The following is a 20313-nucleotide window of genomic DNA, read 5'->3' on the forward strand; positions in this document are numbered from 1 at the left end:
TATCCTTCTCCCCGTACCTCTGGTACGGGGAGCATTTCTGTGTCAAGAGTCAAAATTCTATGAAAAACAAGTTACTGATCATGCTGGCTCTGGTCTGCTGTGTGGTTGCAGGCGCCTCGCTGTATCTATTTTCAGGTTCTTCCGGTGCCGAGGCATCGAAGCCTCAGTCCGCGGCCGCTTCAAACCAGACACAGACCTCAAAGTCCAACGAAACAAATGAAACACCTGCTTTTCAGCAAAGCAGCAAGCCTGCTTCATCACCAGCTGATAGCGCCTCTTACGAATACAACAAACAGGTTTTTGATGTCCGGTATGGTGGCGATATCGCCTTCTCAGCGCCGGGCACCAGTGTTGAACAAAGCATCCGGTTTGACCTCTCCGGGAATTTGTTCCAGTACCGTCAAATGCGTCAAGATCAGATTTATCATCTGATCCGAATGCCGGATTCGACCGTGACTGCTGTGGTCAACCAGGAGACCAGCCCGGAAATTGTGGATGCAATCCGTCAGCAGGTTCAGGAAGGCATTGAGTTTGTCACCACCCCTGAAGGGGAAATCCAGGAAGTGTATCTGTCACAGCCGCATACGTCGCTGAAAACGATGGAAACCATCGCCTTCCTGATGCAAAACATCGTTCCTGAAACAGTAAATGATCAGGATCAATGGCAACGCACAGAACAGGATTACAACGGCGAATTCTCCGCCAACTACACCCTGAAACTGGACGACAGTACGACTTCAGCAAACAATATCTATCAATTATTTAAGCGCCGTGAACTCAAAAAAGCCCTGTATGATCAGGCTCGCGGCTTAGAGAATAAGCTGAGTGCTGAATACACTTTCAGTCACAAAGCCCTGTGGAATCAAACCAACCGCATGCTCACGCAGCTGTCGGTGGACGAGAGCGTGCAGCACCACATGAACGGCCAGCCGCTGGCCACCAGCCGAAACCTGCTGGACATGAAACTGACATCCTGGACGGACAATATCAGTCCAGTCGAGCTGGCGCTGATCAAGCACACTCAAGCCGGACGTCAGGTTCAGCTTTCTGCCAGCGATGTTTTCCTGTCGACAGGAAATGGGACGAACAAGGCTTCAGGCTCTCAGCAGCAACAAGCCGAAGCAAAAGACGCCCGGGATCAGGCGACCCAGGGGGTGAACACGACCGCTGAAGCGGCCTATCAGGAAATCAAAGACCTCTACGACGCCATGCTCGCACTGGATGGTCTGGAACGAATGAAAGCAGAAAACCAGCTGAGCGCCATGCTGCAAAACTTTGCCCGCGCTTACCCCGGCAATCTGGATCTGCTCACGAACGATCTGACCAAGTTTGGTACCAGTGAACCGGGTTTCAGCCTGTACCTGAGCGCTTTGAGTACAGTCGCGAGCCGTCCGGCGCAGGACGCCATGCTAACCACACTGAACGCCCGGATGAATGAAACGCAGGCGGCAACCTCGATCATGGCTTCGCTGGCACTGTCACCGCAGGGAAATACCCAAACCTTTGAACGCTTCTCAAATCTGATGGACAGCCGGGCGATGACAGACAATCTGTCCGCCAATGTCGATCTGGCGAAGAGTGCCATGGTTCAGCGCATGGGTGTGGAAGATACGACAACCGCGAACGGCTATGTCTCGGAGCAACTGCAACAACTGAAAGCATCGGCAGAACCTTCACAAACCCTGCACCACTTAACCGTACTGGGCAATATGGGGCAGTATCTGACATTCTCCGATCTGAAAAGCTATACCGAGCAGTCAAATGCCGACATTCGTCAGCGGGCGACCCATGCGCTCCGGTTTGTACCAGGCGCAGACGCCACTCAGTATCTGATGCAAACGCTCAGAGATGACGCCAATTCCGCAACCCGCGAAGTTGCAGCCAACTCTCTGAGTTACCGTTCACTCGACAACAAAACGCTCGATCAGATTCAGCAGCAGATTGCGCAGGAATCGAATCAGCAAATTAAAGACAGGTTACAGGGAATCGTTGATAAGTACGCGCAAGCGCAAACTGATGTGACTCCGTAAATCCTCTCCCTGAGCCTGCCTGATGTAATGTCGGCAGGCTCAGTTCGAAAGCAATGACCGCAGCGTTATTTGTCCTAATCCCCTTCCTCATAACTGGGCTCTGTCTTCACATTGACATCCAACATCGAACGGCCCTGCCCCATTGGCAGCTGGAACTTGATAAAACTGTGACCCAGCGCCGTATGACAAGCATTGCAACCCGTCACCGCATCAGAAAAACGCTGATTGAACTGCTTCAGGTCTTTCTTCTCAATCGATTCGCCGAGCGGGTCAAGATACTTTTTTTCAAACGCTTTGAGCATTTCTGCCCGGTTCGGGCGCGTCAATTCAGCCACTTCCTGAGCTTCCAGCAGCTCTTTCAGCTCATACTGGGCTAATCCCCAGTTCTCGCCGTTGGCGGCCTGATGCGCACTCACCATCCGCCGCCCGATTTCATGCATCACAACGCCCAGACCAGGCTGAATCGCACTCAGCGCTTTCACCCGGTTTTCCAGAGAGCCGTTATAAATAGACTGCTCTGCTTCTTCAGCCATAACCCCGGCGCTCAGCCCCAACGCCAGACAGAAAACACTCCACGATTTAAAATTCATGATGTCTCCTTAACCCTCAGGTTGCCGGCAAGAGCGTTCGGACGCAGCCGCTCTTCGGAAAAGCAACCTGAAGGTCATCTCAGTGAATGTCGAACCCACAGTCATGATTTTAGCGTCAGGATGAGGGACACGCCCTTCAATATCAGATTCCGCAAACCGTTTCCGTCATTCTCTGGCAATGTCCGCAAAGGACTTCATAAAGCCTATCTTCTATGACTCAACGTCCTGCCGGGCAATCTGTGCTTCATGAGCGGCGGCCAGTTCTGCATCAAACGCTTTCACTTCAGCAAAACTCGGACGGTGAACCACGCGCTGCACATAGGCCGTCAGCACCGGGTGCGCTTCCACTAAGCCAAAAGCGATACAGTAATCGAGCGAGTTTGCCCATAACAGATCAGCAGCCGTAAAGCGCTCTCCCAGCAGATACGGGCCCTGGCTTAATTGATCGATCAGCGTCTGAGTCACCGTTTCATAATCACTGTAAGGGCTGACAATCCGGTTTTCAGGCACCAGGCCCATGGCTCTGTCACAAACGGCCGGTTCGTAACAAGCGGCGTAAAACAGCATCCAGCGTAAATAAGGGCCACGCAACGGATCATCCAGCGCAGGGGCAAGCTCACCAGCGGCATAGGTATCCGCCAGGTATAAATAAATGGCAACCTGCTCCGTGATCAACGCCCCCCGATGCAGCACTGCCGGTACCTTCCCGAGCGGGTTCACAGCCAGATATTCTGCTTCCCGGTTCTCCCCGGCTTTCATATTTAACAGATGCAGGTGAAAAGGAACGCCTAACTCTTTCAGCAAAATCAGGGCGCTGGCTGAACGTGAATGCGGCGAATGAAACAGAACAAGTTCATGTTGCGCAGGTGAATCTGACATGGTTTTTTCCTCTTGTGATGACCTTTACAGACCAATATAGTGAAGAAACCTGTCAGTTTTTGTCAGGTTTGGGATTTATTTTATGCTTCACCTGTATTTTTTTATCATCTGAGCAAAACACATGCGTGCCAGCCGACTCCTCACCATTTTGATGACATTACAATCCCGCGATCTGGTCCGTGCCCCTGAGTTAGCCCGGGCCTGTCAGGTGTCCGTCCGGAGTATCTACCGGGACATCGACAGTCTGAGTGCGCTGGGCATTCCGGTATACAGCGAACAAGGTGTCAATGGTGGTTACCGGTTGCTGGACGGGTATAAAACCCAGCTCAACGGCTTCTCGAAGCAGGAAGTCGAAACACTGCTGATGCTTGGCTTATCCGGTCCGGCGAAAGCGCTTGGAGTCGCCCCTGCCATGTCAGAAGCCAGACTGAAACTGATGGCGGCCATTCCGGCGGAACTGCGCAGTCACGCGGAACGTTTCCAGTCCTGCTTTTTGCTCGATTCCCCGGGCTGGTTTACAGAAAGTGAAACCGTCAGCCATTTGCCGGAATTGTTCACCGCAGCATGGCAAAAAAGACAGATTGAGTTCGATTATCAAAGCTGGCGAGGCAGCAGCCATCGGATCGTCAATCCACTGGGGATGGTTTTAAAGGCAGGGAACTGGTATCTGGTGGCTCAGCCTCAGGATCGTCATCAAGCCAGAACCTACCGGGTTGCCCGCATCCAGAATCTGAACAGACTGAATCAAAATTTCGAGTTGCAGACGCCTTTTGACCTGTCCGATTACTGGCAGGCAAGTACCCGTCAGATGGAAGCAGAACTCTATCCCAATACTGCTGAAATCAAACTGACAGCAAAAGGACTCAGAATGTTACCCGGCCTGAGTCCCCCATATGTCCGGCAGCATACGCATATTACACAAACCGAGGATTTCGGCTGGACCACCGTGACCTTACCGTCGGGCAATACAGAACAGGCGCTGATTGAAATGCTCAGATTCGGCCCGGAAGTGCAGGTCGTCCGGCCAGAAGCGCTGCGGCAGGCCATGAGAAATGTGATTGAAGTGATGCGTGGATATTATGCTGATGGGAATGATGAGCCAACGTCAATCCGCTGATGGCACAATCAGTGCCATGAACTGAAGCCTGTCTCATCAAAATATGAGCACCTCATCCCAGGGTGCCTCGCCCTTCACCGGTTTGCTCGAGCAACCATGCTTTAAATTGAAGCTGCGCCTGAGTTTCCTGCTGACCGTGCAGTTTAGTCAGCCAGTAAGCGCCTTTGTGCAAATAGATCTCAAAGGGCTGCACCAGCTTTTCTTCCGCGAGCTGCCTTTCGAACATTGCAGGCGGCGCCAGCGCCACACCGTAGCCCTGAATCGCCGCTTCTATCATGCTGATAGATGAATCAAAGACGATAGCACTCAGTTTTGCTTTCGGCACCGCGACTTTTGCTTCGTCCAGCCATAGCTGCCACTCATCGGGATGGTAAGAGCGCAATAGGGTGTAGTTCAGCACATCTCTCGGTGAGGACATGGCCTGACCTATCAATGGCTGACACAGCACGGTAAACGGCGCGGGGAACAGCTTCGTCGCTTCCGTTGCATGCCAGCTGCCTTTTCCAAAGCGAATCAGATAATCCAGACCTTCGGCTACCGGATCTGCCGTGTTGTTGTTCGTTGAGATGCGCAGATCAATCAAGGGATAACGCGCCTGAAAATCGGCCAGACGAGGCAACAGCCAGTTCACCGCGAACGTGCCGACCACACCAACGGATACCACTTCGCGGTGGATCCCCTGCGCCAGCATCTCCAGCGCATCAGACAAATGATCGAAGGCTCCATTCACGACCGGCAGCAGCATCATGCCTTCTTCCGTTAAATTTAACCCCCGGGACTGACGAATAAACAAGGACACGCCCAGCTGGGCTTCCAGCGCCTTCACCTGCTGACTGACGGCAGCCTGAGTGACACACAACTCAACCGCAGCCTTGGTAAAGTTCAGATGTTTCGCCGATACGAGGAACGCACGAATTGCGTTCAGCGGCAAATGGGTAATATTCATGCCGATAACCTTATGGCTCTATGATCCAATGCCCTCAGGCCATGACCCTAGATTTTCTTATTGCTCTTATTAGATTTCGCACATTGTGCATCAAAATGACTCACTTTAATATCCGCCCTGTCTCCATGGGTTCATATCACTCATATTCACGTTACATTGATAAAGAAGTCACAATGAAAAGCATCGCCTGCAATACAAGAACACTGTTCATTTCCGCACTCTGCCTAGCATCATCCGCAGTGCCCCTGGCATCAACCGCTGCTCCGGTTCACAACCAAACCACAGAGAATGATGCCCCTATCAGACAGGCTGTGGATCAGCAGGCTGAGCAGCTGATGAAAGCATACAAGATTCCGGGCATGGCGTTTGGCATCACCGTCAATGGCAAAGCACATTACTACAACTATGGACTGGCAGATATTCAGCAACATCAGCCTGTGTCTGAAAACACCATTTTTGAACTGGGTTCGGTCAGTAAAACCTTTGCTGCAACACTGGCCAGTTATGCACAACAGCAAGGAAAACTATCGTTCAACGATCCGGTATCAAAGTATCTGCCAGAACTGACAGGCAGCACGATTGGAAACACGCCGCTCATCCGGTTAGCCACATACACCGCAGGCGGATTGCCGCTTCAGTTCCCTGAAAACGTTACGAACCACGCGACGATGCTGGATTATTACCGCCAATGGCAACCCGTATTTCCGGCAGGTGCCCGCAGGCAATATTCAAATCCGAGCATTGGTCTCTTTGGCTATCTCGCCGCCCGGAGTATGGGGAATGAATATCCGGCGCTGATGGAAAATCGCATCCTGCCGGAACTCGGGATGTCCAGCACCTTTGTGAACGTACCGGAAGCGAAAATGCGCGACTATGCTTTCGGCTATAACAAGGCTGGTGACGCTGTGAGGGTCACCCCCGGCGTGCTGGATGCCGAAGCCTACGGGATCAAATCGACCACTGCAGATATGGTACGGTATATCGAGGCAAATATCGGGACAACTCCGGTCAGCCCGTTAATGAAGCGAGCGCTGGCCAATACGAAGACGGGGTATTATCAGTCTGCGACCCTGACACAAGGGCTGGCCTGGGAAATGTATGCGTATCCAGTGACGCTGAATGCACTGCTTACAGGCAATTCGAACGAGACGATTCTCAACCCGATGCCCATTGATATCATCCCTGAACCCAAGCCCCTGCCAGAGCACATCTGGGTGAATAAAACGGGCTCAACTGGTGGATTCGGCGCATACGTGGCTTATCTCCCCGCGAAAAAGACAGGTATCGTGATTCTAGCCAACAAAAATTATCCCAATGCCGACAGAATCAAAGCCGCTTACGCGATTTTGAAGGCTGCCGACCAGTAATCTGTCCGGATTTCACAGCCAATCTCCGTGTGTTCCTCACTCAGTCAAACCGAAGGGGGAACACCGGGTTCATCAGCTGATCCGTCTGAATTCTGACGCCAGACTTTGTGCCCAGACTTGCTGCGCCCGACTTTCGGTGACCAACGCCCTGAAACTCCCCCTGTAACTACCTCCCTGCAACCGACTCGCTGTATCAGGCGCGGGGTCGCTATAAGTCATCAAACCGGTGGGTGGAATGAACCATCCGCATAATCTCATGTTCTTCCAGCGATTCGAGCGTCTCCAGCAATTCCCGGGCAGCAGGAATATCAGCCCGGGAAGCCAGATAGCGATATAGTTCGATCACCTGCTGGTGCTGATCAACAATCACATCCATGATCTGTGCGGCATCAAGTCTGGCAAAAGGCACGTCGCAGTGCTGATGCCGGACAATCGGGGTTTTCTGTAAATACTCATAACACCAGGTATTCAGAGCATGCGCATCGCCGGATGTTTCAAATTCACTCACGACCTGGCTCAGGCGTTTCTCATGATCGGCAAGATAATTCAGGATCATCCGGGCACGTTCATCCGTATGCTTGTTCACGCCACGGGACAAACAATGGCTGAGGTGATGGTGAAATTCTTTCGTCCAGTGAAGCACATCTTTCAGGGTTTCGACTTGCATAGCCGTTTCCTCGTCGGTTAAGTCAACCAGAGACTACAGGCGCAAAATACTCCAGTAGCCCGCCACGTTCACCGTAAATTTTGTCTGCTCCTGCAAGTGGACCCGCAGCCCTTCCAGGGCTTCGGGATCGCCATGAATCAGCTGAATACGCGTTTTTTCTTCCAGTGCCGACTGTTGTAACCACCGGGTCAGTTCCAGGTAATCCGCATGGCCAGACAAACTGGAAAGCATTTTCACCGAGGCGCGCACCGGTATCCATTCGCCATGAATTTTCACGGTTTCGACGCCGTTGAGCATTTTATCGCCCCGGGTTCCCCCGACCTGATAGCCGGTAAACAGCACCGTGGTTTTCGGACTGCCAAGCAGGCGTTTGAAGTGATGCAGAATACGTCCGCCCGTTGCCATCCCGCTGCCTGCAATAATGATATGGGGAAAGGCCTGCTTCTCTATCGCCTTGGATTCATCCACAGTACGGATATAGGTGATGTCTTTGCACATGCGGTGACATTGCTCCTGATTTAACCGGTGCTGATCGCTGTACCGGAAGAAGATATCCGACACTTTAATCGCCATCGGGCTGTCGAGATAAATGGGGATTCGGGGGATTTCTTCTTTTTCCATCAAAGTTGCCAGCATATGTTGCAACGCCTGTGCACGTCCCACCGCAAAAGCAGGAATCAGTAAAACACCGCCTTGCATCGCGACCTGATTCACGACTTCTGCGAGTTGTTCAAACGGATCCTGAGTATCGTGGAGACGATTACCGTAAGTCGATTCCATCAGCAGGAGATCAAGCGCCGGTAAAGGCCGGGGCGGATTCATCAGGACATCGTCAAAACGACCCACATCGCCTGAAAAACCAATCCGTTTTCCTTCAGCTTCCACGATCACACTGGCGGCACCGAGAATATGCCCCGCCGGTTGCAGATGAAACCGGATGTCTCCGACTTCGACCGGTTCGTCAAAATCGACCGGCTGGAACAGCACCATACAGTCCTCAGCGGTTTCCCGGTCATAAAGCGGTTCCGGATGTTCGTGTTTTCCCAGCTTGTGTTTGCTGTAATACTTGGCGTCTTCCTCGTGAATATGACCGCTGTCGGCGAGCAGTATCTGACACAGATCCTTCGTGGCGTGATGGGTAAATACCGGTCCGCGATAGCCATGTTTGTACAGCACCGGGAGATAGCCGGAATGGTCAAGGTGAGCGTGGGTTAACAGAACAGCGTCGAGCTTGTCGATGTCCATGGGCAATGTCTGCCAGTTGCGCTCCCGCAGCCACTTATATCCCTGAAACAAACCACAATCGACCAGCACGCTGGTATTTTCGGTTTCCAGCAGAAACTTGGAGCCGGTCACCGTTTCGGTCCCGCCAAGAAAAGTAATTTTCATCCGGCATCCCCCTGGTTTCACTCAGTTTGACCGCTGCAAAACAATCAGCCGCGGCTTCGTCTAACAGCAATGGCTATCGGTTAGATTAGGTACGCTCAACGGGTTATTCAAGGCAGATACAAAGTTGTACACAGAACTTAATGTGGAGACGGGTAGATGGTTCGCCAGTCCGTTTTCATATCCACAACAACCCAGCCATTTTCCTTCGCAGCATCCAGTGCCTTATCCAGTTTTCCGACAGATGAATGTCGATCGTATGCCCATTCACGCGCTTTATCCGTATGGTGTACAAGCAATCCTAAGCGTTTCCCGTCACCAGCCGTGACCCACTGAAGCATTTGAAAATCGCCGTCTGAGTTTCCGAAGGCAGCGATTGGGCGCCGCCCGATAAACTGATGAATCCCAACCGGTTTTCCTTCTTTATCATCAATAAAATTAACGGACGGCATCCGCAACAACTGAGGGACACCATCAATCAGTTTGTATTCGGTTTTAAAGCTGCTGCCAATCACCCACTCCGGAGGAATGCCATACACCCTTTCACTCCAGGGACGCATGAACTCAATTCCGCCACCTGAAACGATATAGGTTTTAAAGTGATTTTCCTGAAGGTAGGCAATCAGTTCCAGCATAGGCTGATAAACCATCTCGGTAAAAAGACGCCCCGTAGACGGGTGTTTTGCGGTGGCTATCCATTCCTCAACGAGTGTAGAGAAAGCTAGCGCCGACATTCCGGCATGAGTTGCCATCATGAGTTCGAGAATTGAATGATTCCCGCCGGCAAGGGCTTGTTTGACATCCCCCTGCAGCACCGATTTGAAGGGTTCCTGCGTTTTCCATTCAGGATGTGACGGTGCTAAAGCCTGAATTCTGTCGATGACAAAGAACAGCTGGGTATACATGGGTTGCTCAACCCACAATGTCCCGTCATTATCGAAAGTCGCAATCCGTTCTCCCGGGGGGACAAAATGAGGAGAATTTTCACGCGTGACCTCCTGAACAAACTGAATGATGGCCTGTTTGCTTGGGCCATCGTTCCAGGATGGCAACGCATCAGCTTCGCTGCTCTCTGAGACCAGAGGAAAGACAAACAGCAAAAGAAACGCATACCTCATCAGTGCTAATGTCGGTCTAATCGCATGCATCGCCACCTTCGATTCGCCTCTTTTCGCTATGAAAAACGTTTTAAGTTAAGCACAAGCGCAAAGGTCGCACGTGATTAATATCACAAAAACAAGCAAGATAAACCTCTCACTTTAGGAGACAAATCAATATCATTGTTACTTCAATCATATTGATGTGTTTTCATCTGACATGAGACGCCGAGTTAATCATATTGAAGACATGAGAAAAGATTCAGCCTGAACGGTCATTTAAAAACACGATGACCAATCACGGCTGCCAATCGCTACTGCCAGTAACTTTGCGTTCTCGGTAGAACAATCATCTGATCACCACTGGGTGAAAGTTGTCCTTCAACGAAGCTTCCCTTTAATTCATTCTGAGAAACAGTTCCCTGAAACGAACCCTGATACCCATTTTCTTCTTTGACCTGGAAAGTGATTTCGTTTTCATGAACAGTCAATTCAGAAACGACAGGTATTCTTGGCGCCCCTTCACTAGCCTGAAAGCTCACAAAATACTTTCCAGAATATGACTCAGAAATAATCAATTCGATCCCAATCACATCACCCGATTCTTGATGAAGGTTCAAACTTGAATAAACACCGGTGATATTCACCGTGGAAGCAACAGCAATCCCGGTTGATAACAGTTGCAACACACAGATGAACATGAATTTGAAAAATGAAATTTTCAAGCCAAACCTCATATTGAAATTCCAGTTAAAATCAGAGTTATCAAAAGAGATTATGACATGACATCATTCAGCAGAGTAATACTTTTTTTGTATCGAAGGCCTTTTTCAAATCTTCCCATTGAAAACGATTGTGAAAACAGACACGCGCATTTTCTGAATTATTCGCCTCCACTAATACAGGCGCCAAGACAAAGCCCTGTTTGAACAAACCCAAAATAACACTGAAAGATTCATCTGAATTGACGGCTTCAAATACGAGCACATCTTCTTTTACTAATACACAGTACTGCATATAAACTCCGGTCCTCAGTAGTTGATATCAGAATTATCTACTTTTATGCTATAGTGCATAGTGAATTTTTTGAATGGCGATAACTTAAAGTTATGAAGATTAATCCTAAATACCTGCATTCAATTGAAACCCTTGCAAGAGTAAAAAACTTCAGAGTTGCAGCCCAGATCCTTTGTATCTCGCAACCCGCACTTTCTAAACAGATCAAAAATGTTGAGGAAGCCTATGAAATAGAAATCTTCATCAGAGATAACCAGGGCGTCACATTATCGAGCACAGGAAAACAGGTCATCGACGAGATTATTGCCCTCAACAGACATATTCAAAAAGTAGACGACCACCTGAACAATATTTCCAGAAGTAATTTCACATCTTTATCCATAGGATTTGGAAAGTCGAGTTATGACTTTCTGCCACACTACATCCGGAAATTTCAGAATAAGCATCAAAACATCTCGATATCACTCTCAGATATTTGCTCTCATGAACAGGAAGAACAATTGCTGTCTGGCTCTTTAGATATAGGTTTTATGAGAAAACCTATATCCGACACACTCAGCAGTATTAAAGTTTCAAGTGATGAATTTGTCCTGGCTGTTTCAAAAGATCAATATACAAATGAAAACGTTGACGGTTATTTAGAAAAGTTTAATTTACTGATGATGGGCAATCACAGCAAATCGATGATGCATATTCACACCATGGCCTTGTTGAAAAACAGAGTATACAACATCACTAATATCTCGGCAGACATACAAACTATTATTACATTAATACTCTCGAATACAGGCGTTGCCATTTTACCGAAGAAATCAATTTTAGGTATCTATGACGCAATCGAGCTTATTCCCTTTCCGGAAGATACAAGCTGGGATATTCATATGGCGTGGAACCCAAGCAGAACATCGAAATCTGTCGACCTATTTATTGAGCACGTCAAAGGTGAATATTCACACATCCTGAACCAATCCAATGCACCGGCTGAATCATCTTCACTGGATTGAACTTCCCATCAGTGGCGCTGAAAAATTCTTTCCTGAGAAGATTTTCACTGTCGCAACAACCGGTGAGAAATAAAAACACATGACCCACCGGCTGCCTGAAGTATCAAATATGGCTGTTCAAACCCTCGCCACACAACAATCCTTTCCTCAATTAACCGCATTCACGGCTGGTTGATTGATTTCTTCATCAGCCAGCCTTCGAAAGGCTATCCGCTGCCATACAATCTATGAGGATGAGTTTTGACTTGTTTCAATTAACAATCGCTTTAACTCATCAACAGAGCTGACTTCATAGGAAACCATCGCTTCTGCAGAGACAGACTGACCGGTTTCATCAGATATAAGCCTGGCTAACATATCTGGCCGAATCTGCCCGTCTGTTGACTTGAGCCTATTCAGCTCTTCTTGATTTAAAGTTTTTGCTGTGCCCGGCAGGTAAATCGTGCCGTAATACAAATCAACCCCGAACGCGATCAGCCCGGGAACAATGAAGAGTAACAAGCCAGCCGCATCCAATACTGCAATGGCCGGATCAAGATTACCGCCCTTTTGGCCTTTTCTTTCCGGATGCAGCAGGACACCGCACCCTGACAGCTGAATCGTCAAAATCGCAGTCAAACAAATCGCCAATGCCTTATGCTTCATTTGGTCTCCCTAACCCAGTCGGTCCGAAAATTTTGTTGCAGTTTTCTATGATTGCTCCATCTAATTATGGCGATAAATGAGAGTGTTGCAGAAGATTTTGACTCGAGTTGACATGAAAGTAACGCATCTGGAAATGCCACATCACCTTTTCAAAAGCGCCTCACTTCTTCGATAAGGTCACTGCCGGACACCCGTTTGCTCAAGCATTTATTCCATTCTGAAGTTCAGGACTGCTTTTGAGTTGGGCTGAAGACTGAATTTCTTAAATCCTCTGTAAGATTTGGTATTGCCGGAAGCTTATCGTGAAAAGCCCCTTTTGCTGCCATAAAACCAAATGTGTAGGGTGCGACGTTCAGCCCTTCTCTCGCCCTTGTCTCCTGGCTTTCTCGCAGCTTGTTGAACATCCAGTCATCTAATTTATGCGTGATTTCCAGAAACTCCTCATGGGTGAGTTCTGCTTTTAAAGTAATCAGAAATGCCTGGTTATCCTTTGCTGGTAAGTCGATCACCCGCGCTTGAAGTCGGTTCAGCACCGTCTGGGTAAAGAAGATTGGGAACCTGGAACCTTTCTCAAATGAAGTATGTGAAGGAACTAACAGCTTGCAAACATGACCCGGCCGTAACTCAATTAACCTGAGGATTTCTAATTTTCTCAGATAAAGATGAATTGAAGCATCATTGAGTGCATACCGTTCTGCAATCTCATTGACCGTTCGGTGCTCCGTCAATTCGGACCAGAACGTAAATAACGCAGGGCATTCAAAGAAAGCCAGATCCTGCTCCCGGGTAAAAATAGGGACCGCATTGATATTCTTTTCAGCTTCTTCTAGCAGCTTTGACAGGGGGAAGTGAATCAAACGGCCGATGCTGATCAATCTTTGCATCGAAAGTGGCTGCACATTATTCAGTAATCGCTTCACACTCACTTCAGAGATTTCCAGCTCATGCGCCAGAGTTCGGTAAGAGATATTACATCTCTTCAGCTCCTTTTTGAGAATGGAACACACTTCTTGTGACAATCGATCATCCATCTTGCTCTCTCTGCATCGCAGCCTGATACCAAAAGCATCATAATACGACCCATTAAAATAATGAATTGAAACAATGGGTCAACATGAGATTCTTTTCTGATATTCAACGGGAAGGAAACTGTCATCATGAGCCCAAAAGAACTGACCATCCGTTTCGGGATTCAGCAGAGCTTACACTGGACGATTGCTGGAATTATGATTCCAGTGATAGCGCTGCTCTTTCAGTCCAGAGGACTGAGCTTATTTGATATTGGTTTCGTCATGGCTGTCTGGATTGGCAGTACCGCGATTCTCGAGATACCTCTGGGGGGCATCGCAGATACTTATGGGCGCAGAAAGACTTACCTGTTCTCTTTGCTCATGAATATCCTGGGGGGTATTGTACTTTTTATCGCTGATAGCCTGCCCCTCATTCTGTTTGCTGCTGCGCTGCTGGGAGCATCCAACGCGGTCTATTCTGGCACGCTCGATGCGTGGTTCTACGATAGCTCCCGACACACACAGGGCAATCAATCTTTTCATTCAGCGTTAGCGATAATCAATGTGTTCGTCACGATCGGCCTGGCAACAGGCTCACTCATTGGTGGATGGCTTCCCGATAGCAGTGCCAGTTCATTCTTCAATTCAACCCGTATTTATGACCTGAACATCGTCATTGTTGCTCTCTCCAACCTGGTCCTGATTTTGATGACTCTGGTATTGATTCCTTCTGAGATTCACCTCAAAACATCTCAAGTTGAAACATCACAAGCGAAAACAACACAAACCAAAAAGAATAACGCGGATTTTCTGCAGGCTAGTTTGCAAGCCATCAAAACATCTATTCGCCATCATGTACTCAATCGGCTGATGCAGACAACACTGGTGTTTGGCATGGTGTTGAGTTGCATAGAGAACTTTTGGCAGCCTTACCTGGCAGAGCTCATTCAGGGGACGGCTTATGGTGTCACGGTATTTGGTATTCTCTCCGCCCTTTACTTTCTGATGTCTGCCGGCGCATCACTGCTGTCGATCCGATTACTCAGATATTTAAAAGGCTCACACAAGTTCCTGATGTTCACGACCCGAGCGTCAGCTGGCCTTGCGTTGATTGCCCTGGCCAATACCACACACCTGTTCAGCTTTGCCTTGTGTTACCTGCTATTTTTCTTCCTGTTCACTGCAGGCAATAATTCAGAAAGTGTCATGCTGCACGAAAACACAGAAGAGCATGTCCGTTCAACCATGCTGTCCATCCGTTCATGTATGGTCACCAGTGGTGGTGTGATCGCATCCCTGTTTTTCGGTTTTCTCTCAGAGTATTACGGCATTTCAGTCAGCTGGACAATTTGTGGCGTGATGCTTGTTGTTTCTTCCGCTCTGTTTATCTTGATTCCTGAGAAATCAGAGCCGCAAACTGCTTAAACGCCCTGCTCGGCAGTGATGAACCGGCAGAATGAAATGACTCTGTCAGATTGTGCTGATAATAAAGCAATATATCGCAATCAGGACGAATAGACTTTTGCCTGTTCTTTCAGCCACTGAATGAACAGCTTGACCTTAGGTCGCTTTAGGTTCTTTTCCGGCAAACAAATAAAATAAGAAGAATCGGGTTCAATGGCTTGCTCTCCAATTCGAACCAGTGTGCCATTCTGAATATATCTGTGAGCTAAACTATGCTTGATTAATCCAATCCCTTGCATGGCCAAAGCACTTTCTACAACAAATAGAGAACCATCAAATAAAAGTGAGGGTTTAACCGGTTTCTTTTCATTGTATTTTAACCAAAATTCCCAGCTCATATCCGTCCATATATCTTCAATTAATGCCCCTTTATGCAAATCATCGATACTATAAATACCGTGCTTTTCTTGATAGTAAGGATGGCAGACAGGATAGATTAAGTCTTTCATTAACCATTCACTGTGCATCCCCTGATACTGACCCTGGCCGAATCTCACACACAAATCGATACTTAAATCACTGGGCAGCGCGAGACGATTTGTGGGTTCGATAAGTATACTGATGTCGGGAAACTGCTCTCTAAATCCTTGTAATCTCGGGATAAGCCAATGGTGAGCGAAAGAGCTTGGAGTAGATATCGCAAGCTTGTTTGGATGTTCATCATCAATCAGATCATCAACACCAGCTTGCAGGTGACTGAACCCTAACTTAACTTCTTTGTACAGGTTCTCTCCGCAAGGCGTCAGCTCTATTCCTCGATGGTTCCGGTAAAACAAGCAAGTATCAAGACTGGTTTCGAGTTGCCTGATTTGTTGACTGACCGCCGCGGGAGATACAAATAAATCTTGCGCTGCAGATTTAAAGCTTCCTAAAGAGGCTGATTTATAAAAATAAAGTAATCCTTGTAAGGGAAGATTGTGGCGTTTCAATTAAGATCACCTTAACCACCGGTAAGAAAAGATTGCTTGTCAGGCTAACACAAATTCACAAAAATATAAAACTCACTACCACTCAATTGACAATTACGTCAATTGAGTTTTTTTGATTTTAAAAGCCTGAACAACCTGACAATAAAGCAACAAGGAATGGTTATGAATAAATATACAAATATAAAAAAGTCAATCGACATCAGTAATGGATTTTGGGATGTCACCAACAATAATGGGCTCGCTAATATCATCAGTGAAAATTTAGGTAACGGCGCTCACAAAACTGTTCCCGGCCAACAGCGTTTCATCAACATGTCGTCTTACTCCTATCTTGGACTGGATAGCCACCCGAAAATCCTCGAAGGTGCCATCCAGGGGATTCAGTCCACGGGCGCACTCAACTCTTCAACATCAAGAATCAGAGTGCAATACGAGATATTGAATCAAGCAGAATCCCGGTTAGGTGAGCTAACAAACTCAGATGTGTTCACTTTGCCCTCCTGTGCAGCGGCCGCGGCGGCAACACTTCCATTACTCGCATCAGGCGCACTCACCAACAACGTCCCGCCAGTCATGGTTTTTGATAAGCATGCTCACTTCTGCCTGAACTACATGAAGCCGATTTGTGCAGATGAAACGGAAATCATCACAATTAATCACAACGATATCGAGGCACTGGAAGATATCTGTAAACAGCACCGTCAAGTCGCATTTGTCGCAGATTCGATCTACAGCACTGGCGGGGCTGCCCCAATCAAAGCACTGCTCGAATTACAGGACAAATATGGTCTGTTTCTGCTGATTGATGAAGCCCACGGCCTGTCTACAAAAGGCCACAATGGCGTAGGCATGGTATTGAGTGAGACGGGTGAACTGAACGAGAAGACGATACTCATTGCCTCTCTGAATAAAGGATTCGGAGCCTCTGGCGGCGCCGTTTTCTTCCGCAAGAACCCAGACAATAAAGTGAGAAACTTACTGGCGAGATATGGCGGTCCAATCACCTGGTCCCAGCGCATCAACACGGCGGGTCTTGGCGCCATTATTGCCTCCACAGAACTTCACTTAGACGGCACGATCAATCAGTTACAAAACACATTAGCCGCCAAAGTCGATTTGTTTGATGAACTGGTCGAGACACAAGCACGTGGCGATGGCCTGCCGATTCGATTTGTCTCGCTGGGTGACGAACAAGCCACCATCGACATTGCCCGTGGCTTACTCGACTCAGGCTTCTATACATCTGCGATCTTTTTCCCGGTGATTGCACGCGGAAAAGCTGGCTTGAGAATTATGCTGCGCTCGAACATGCAGGATGAAGAGATCCGTGCGTTTTCACTGGTACTGAATCAGCTCAAGCAAAAATATGGGGCATAACATGCTTAGTCAAAGTAACCGAATCGTCATACTGCTCTCTTGTACGTTAGTTTTAATGGCACAGATGGCCACCACCCTGTATTTACCGGCCTTACCCCAAGTCGCTGGTGAACTGGCGATCAGCCGTCACTCCGCTGAGTTGTCCATTTCACTCTTTGTGATTGGTGCAGCGCTGCCCGTGATTTACTGGGGGCATGCTGCAGAAAAATACGGCCGGAAACGTTCTCTCTCAATGGCGCTGATCGTATTCATTACGGCCAGTCTCGTTCTTTATTTTACCCAGTCTCTCGAAAGCTTATTGATTGCCAGGGTGATACAAGGGGCTGGGGCTGGCGGCGCTGCGATCATTGCCCGGATTATCGTGAGAGACTACTGGCATGGCGATGCGCTCACGCAAAAGCTGTCTTTGTTATCGATGGCATTTATCGCTGCACTGGGCATCGGCCAGTTTATCGGCTCATTGCTCACCCAGTACAGCGACTGGCGCATCGGATTTTTAATCTTGTCATCCATCGCTGCTTTTTCTTTGCTCGCCATCACTCAGCTGCAACTTCAAGGGCCAGCCCAAAGTGACCAGCAGAAGCCAAAATCCAGTGCGAGTTACATGCAAATTGTGAAGGACCGGGGATTCCTCATTCCTTGTACCCAGGGGGGACTGGGTTTTGCCACGATTGTGACATTACAGGAAGTCAGCCCATTTATTTTCGATCATGACCTGCAACTCTCTGGTCAACTGTTTGGCTTCTTTGGCCTCGCGATTGGCGTGACTTACTTCCTGGGATCTCTGTATGTCAAACGCTATGTCACCAAAGTCGGCAGCCAACAGCTGATGAATCGAGGGGCATACATCCTTCTGACAGGCGCCCTGCTCATGCTGACGATCTGGCTGTTCAGTGAATCAATACCAGGCCAGATCCTTGTCGGTAGCTACATCGCTTTGTATCTGCTGATTATCTTTGGCCAGGCTGTGATTTTTCCGAACAGTATGTCTCTGGCGGCAAGCAATTCTGCTCACAGCGGCGCACACAGTATTGCCCTGTGTGGTTTCTTGCAGCAATCCATGGCAGGGGTTGCCGCAGCCTTGGCGGTTGGCGCAGGTCACAGCCACAGCTGGACGTATTGGGTCGCGATTATGGGGGTTGTCATTTTCACCCTGGGGTTCACAAGAAAAGAGCAAACAGCATGTCTAAACTAATTTCCACACTGGACCTCAAGTCTGAAGAAGCAAACGTCAACTTTGACAATTACAACGCCATTTTAGCGGGTTTTTACGAAGCCCAAAGTGAAGCGCTCGCTTATGATATTCCCAGCCGCGCCAAGCAAAAATCCCGGGGAAAGCTCTCTCCCCGTGAGCGTATCGCCCAGTTAATTGATGCCGGTACGACGTTTTTTGAAGTGGGGCAAATCGCCGGATACATGGTTTACGATCAACCGCTTCCCAGCGCTGCGATTGTCACTGGCGTCGGAGTCATCAACGGTCGTAAATGCGCAATTTTTGCCAACGACTCTGCGGTGAAAGGCGGTACTTACTATCCGGTGACCTTGAAAAAACACCTGAGAATGCAGCATATCGCCCGAAAGCATAAATTGCCCTGCATCTATCTGGTTGACTCGGGAGGTGTTTTCCTGCCGCTTCAGGACGATTTGTTCCCGGGTGAACACCACTTTGGCAAAATCTTCAAAAACATTGCTGAGATGTCTAGCCTGGGCATCGCTCAAATCTCTGCCGTGCTGGGTTCCTGTACCGCAGGTGGGGCTTACATCCCAGCCATGTGCGATGAAACCATTATCACGAAAGAAAACGGGACGATCTTTCTCGGTGGTCCACAGCTCGTGAAAGCTGCAACCGGTGTCGAAGTCGATGCTCAATCCCTCGGCGGCGCGCATCTGCATACTGAAGTCAGCGGAGTCGCGGATCACTTTGCAGAAGACGAAACGCACGCACTCCACCTGGTCAGAGATCTCGTCAGCAGATGCCACCACAATGAGCCGGATTGCGGCCCGGACATTGAACCCCGTGACAGCGCGTATTCGCTCGAGGAAATCCCTTATCTCATCAGCCGGGATCCCAAAAAGCCGATTTTAGCCCGGGAAATTCTGGCAAGGCTACTGGATGGCAGCGAGCTCATCGAATACAAAGCCAATTTTGGTAAAAGCATCATTTGTGGCACCGGTCATATTGGTGGCTATGCTGCCGGCATCATTATCAATGACGGTGTCCTGTTCTCTGAAAGTGCCATCAAAGCCACGAACTTTATGGCCATCTGCGCCAAACGCAATTTACCCATTATTTTTATCCACAATATCAATGGGTTTATGGTCGGCAAAGAATATGAGGCCGGCGGCATTGCCAAGCACGGCGCTAAAATGGTCAACGCTATTTCTTGCCTGCGGGTGCCAACAATCAGCCTGGTGATCGGCGGCAGTTATGGTGCCGGTAATTTAGCGATGTGCGGGCGCACCATGGAGCCTGATTTTATGGCCATGTGGCCAAACGCGAAGACCTCAGTTGTCGGCGGGGTTCAAGCTGCAAAAGTGATGCTCATGATGGAACAGGAAAAGCGCCAGCGCATGGGTGAAGAGATGGATGAATCTGCACAGCAGCGATTCATGCAACCCATTATCGATACGTACGAACGTCAAGGCTCGGCCCTCTATGTCGGTGCGAGAATGAACGCTGATGCCGTCATTTCACCAGCACAAACCCGGGAATGGCTGGCAATCTGTTTGTCTCTGAGTAAGCAACAGGATGTTGAAGACACTCACTTTGGTATATTTAGGATGTAAC

Annotated in this window: 19 protein-coding genes; 8 read left to right on the forward strand and 11 right to left on the reverse strand. The window is 48.8% G+C overall.

Going from position 1 to position 20313, the window contains the following annotated elements; genetic code table 11:
- Positions 1 to 59 precede the first annotated feature (59 nt).
- Entirely contained in the window at positions 60 to 2030 is a 1971-nt protein-coding gene (locus SPK40_RS12710; RefSeq protein WP_330960694.1) for a HEAT repeat domain-containing protein, read from the forward strand.
- Between the two features lie 74 nt (positions 2031 to 2104).
- Here SPK40_RS12710 and SPK40_RS12715 read toward each other — a convergent pair whose 3' ends face one another.
- Positions 2105 to 2620 (reverse strand): hypothetical protein, encoded by a 516-nt coding sequence (locus tag SPK40_RS12715; protein ID WP_330960695.1) that lies wholly within the window; start codon positions 2618 to 2620, stop codon positions 2105 to 2107.
- A 210-nt stretch (positions 2621 to 2830) separates the two neighbouring features.
- Positions 2831 to 3499 carry a glutathione S-transferase family protein gene (locus tag SPK40_RS12720; RefSeq protein WP_330960696.1) on the reverse strand — a complete coding sequence of 223 codons (669 nt, stop codon included), beginning with the start codon at positions 3497 to 3499 and terminating at the stop codon, positions 2831 to 2833.
- Between the two features lie 121 nt (positions 3500 to 3620).
- Here SPK40_RS12720 and SPK40_RS12725 point away from each other — a divergent pair, with 121 nt between their 5' ends.
- A complete protein-coding gene (locus tag SPK40_RS12725) occupies positions 3621 to 4616 on the forward strand; it encodes a helix-turn-helix transcriptional regulator (RefSeq protein ID WP_330960697.1) in 996 nt (331 codons plus the stop codon).
- 52 nt (positions 4617 to 4668) lie between these two features.
- On the opposite strand, the gene SPK40_RS12730 is transcribed toward SPK40_RS12725, so the two are convergent.
- Entirely contained in the window at positions 4669 to 5562 is an 894-nt protein-coding gene (locus SPK40_RS12730; protein WP_330960698.1) for a LysR family transcriptional regulator, read from the reverse strand.
- Positions 5563 to 5735: 173 nt separating this feature from the next.
- Here SPK40_RS12730 and ampC point away from each other — a divergent pair, with 173 nt between their 5' ends.
- Entirely contained in the window at positions 5736 to 6929 is a 1194-nt protein-coding gene (gene ampC / locus SPK40_RS12735; RefSeq protein WP_330960699.1) for a class C beta-lactamase, read from the forward strand.
- Between the two features lie 208 nt (positions 6930 to 7137).
- Here the strand turns inward: ampC and SPK40_RS12740 are convergent, their stop codons facing one another.
- From SPK40_RS12740 to SPK40_RS12760, 5 genes are all read right to left on the reverse strand, one after another.
- On the reverse strand, positions 7138 to 7596 hold the full coding sequence (locus SPK40_RS12740) for an ATPase (protein ID WP_330960700.1): 459 nt from the start codon (positions 7594 to 7596) through the stop codon (positions 7138 to 7140).
- Positions 7597 to 7629: 33 nt separating this feature from the next.
- Positions 7630 to 8985: an MBL fold metallo-hydrolase gene (locus tag SPK40_RS12745; protein WP_248143751.1), complete on the reverse strand. Its 1356-nt coding sequence runs from the start codon at positions 8983 to 8985 to the stop codon at positions 7630 to 7632.
- 137 nt (positions 8986 to 9122) lie between these two features.
- A complete protein-coding gene (locus SPK40_RS12750; protein ID WP_330960701.1) occupies positions 9123 to 10130 on the reverse strand; it encodes an HAD family hydrolase in 1008 nt (335 codons plus the stop codon).
- Positions 10131 to 10393: 263 nt separating this feature from the next.
- Positions 10394 to 10816 (reverse strand): hypothetical protein, encoded by a 423-nt coding sequence (locus SPK40_RS12755; RefSeq protein ID WP_330960702.1) that lies wholly within the window; start codon positions 10814 to 10816, stop codon positions 10394 to 10396.
- 55 nt (positions 10817 to 10871) lie between these two features.
- Entirely contained in the window at positions 10872 to 11096 is a 225-nt protein-coding gene (locus SPK40_RS12760; RefSeq protein ID WP_330960703.1) for a hypothetical protein, read from the reverse strand.
- A gap of 92 nt (positions 11097 to 11188) precedes the next feature.
- Between SPK40_RS12760 and SPK40_RS12765 the strand changes: the two genes are divergently transcribed.
- Entirely contained in the window at positions 11189 to 12100 is a 912-nt protein-coding gene (locus tag SPK40_RS12765; RefSeq protein ID WP_330960704.1) for a LysR family transcriptional regulator, read from the forward strand.
- Positions 12101 to 12325: 225 nt separating this feature from the next.
- Here SPK40_RS12765 and SPK40_RS12770 read toward each other — a convergent pair whose 3' ends face one another.
- Both SPK40_RS12770 and SPK40_RS12775 read right to left on the reverse strand, forming a co-directional pair.
- Positions 12326 to 12745: a hypothetical protein gene (locus SPK40_RS12770; protein ID WP_330960705.1), complete on the reverse strand. Its 420-nt coding sequence runs from the start codon at positions 12743 to 12745 to the stop codon at positions 12326 to 12328.
- 224 nt (positions 12746 to 12969) lie between these two features.
- On the reverse strand, positions 12970 to 13776 hold the full coding sequence (locus SPK40_RS12775; protein WP_330960706.1) for an XRE family transcriptional regulator: 807 nt from the start codon (positions 13774 to 13776) through the stop codon (positions 12970 to 12972).
- A 126-nt stretch (positions 13777 to 13902) separates the two neighbouring features.
- Between SPK40_RS12775 and SPK40_RS12780 the strand changes: the two genes are divergently transcribed.
- Entirely contained in the window at positions 13903 to 15180 is a 1278-nt protein-coding gene (locus tag SPK40_RS12780) for an MFS transporter (RefSeq protein WP_330960707.1), read from the forward strand.
- An 80-nt stretch (positions 15181 to 15260) separates the two neighbouring features.
- On the opposite strand, the gene SPK40_RS12785 is transcribed toward SPK40_RS12780, so the two are convergent.
- The gene (locus tag SPK40_RS12785; protein WP_248143743.1) at positions 15261 to 16148 is read right to left on the reverse strand and encodes a LysR substrate-binding domain-containing protein; all 888 of its coding nucleotides are present in this window, start codon (positions 16146 to 16148) and stop codon (positions 15261 to 15263) included.
- A gap of 102 nt (positions 16149 to 16250) precedes the next feature.
- Between SPK40_RS12785 and SPK40_RS12790 the strand changes: the two genes are divergently transcribed.
- The 3 genes from SPK40_RS12790 to SPK40_RS12800 are packed head-to-tail and all read left to right on the forward strand — an operon-like array spanning position 16251 to position 20312.
- Positions 16251 to 17525 (forward strand): aminotransferase class I/II-fold pyridoxal phosphate-dependent enzyme, encoded by a 1275-nt coding sequence (locus SPK40_RS12790; protein ID WP_248143742.1) that lies wholly within the window; start codon positions 16251 to 16253, stop codon positions 17523 to 17525.
- A 1-nt stretch (position 17526) separates the two neighbouring features.
- Complete coding sequence (locus SPK40_RS12795) at positions 17527 to 18720, forward strand: MFS transporter (protein WP_248143741.1); 1194 nt, start codon at positions 17527 to 17529, stop codon at positions 18718 to 18720.
- On the forward strand, positions 18708 to 20312 hold the full coding sequence (locus SPK40_RS12800) for a carboxyl transferase domain-containing protein (RefSeq protein WP_248143740.1): 1605 nt from the start codon (positions 18708 to 18710) through the stop codon (positions 20310 to 20312). Before SPK40_RS12795 ends, SPK40_RS12800 begins: the two co-directional genes overlap by 13 nt.
- Position 20313 lies beyond the last annotated feature (1 nt).

Source organism: Photobacterium sp. 53610, assembly GCF_036409375.1.
Lineage (GTDB): Bacteria > Pseudomonadota > Gammaproteobacteria > Enterobacterales > Vibrionaceae > Photobacterium.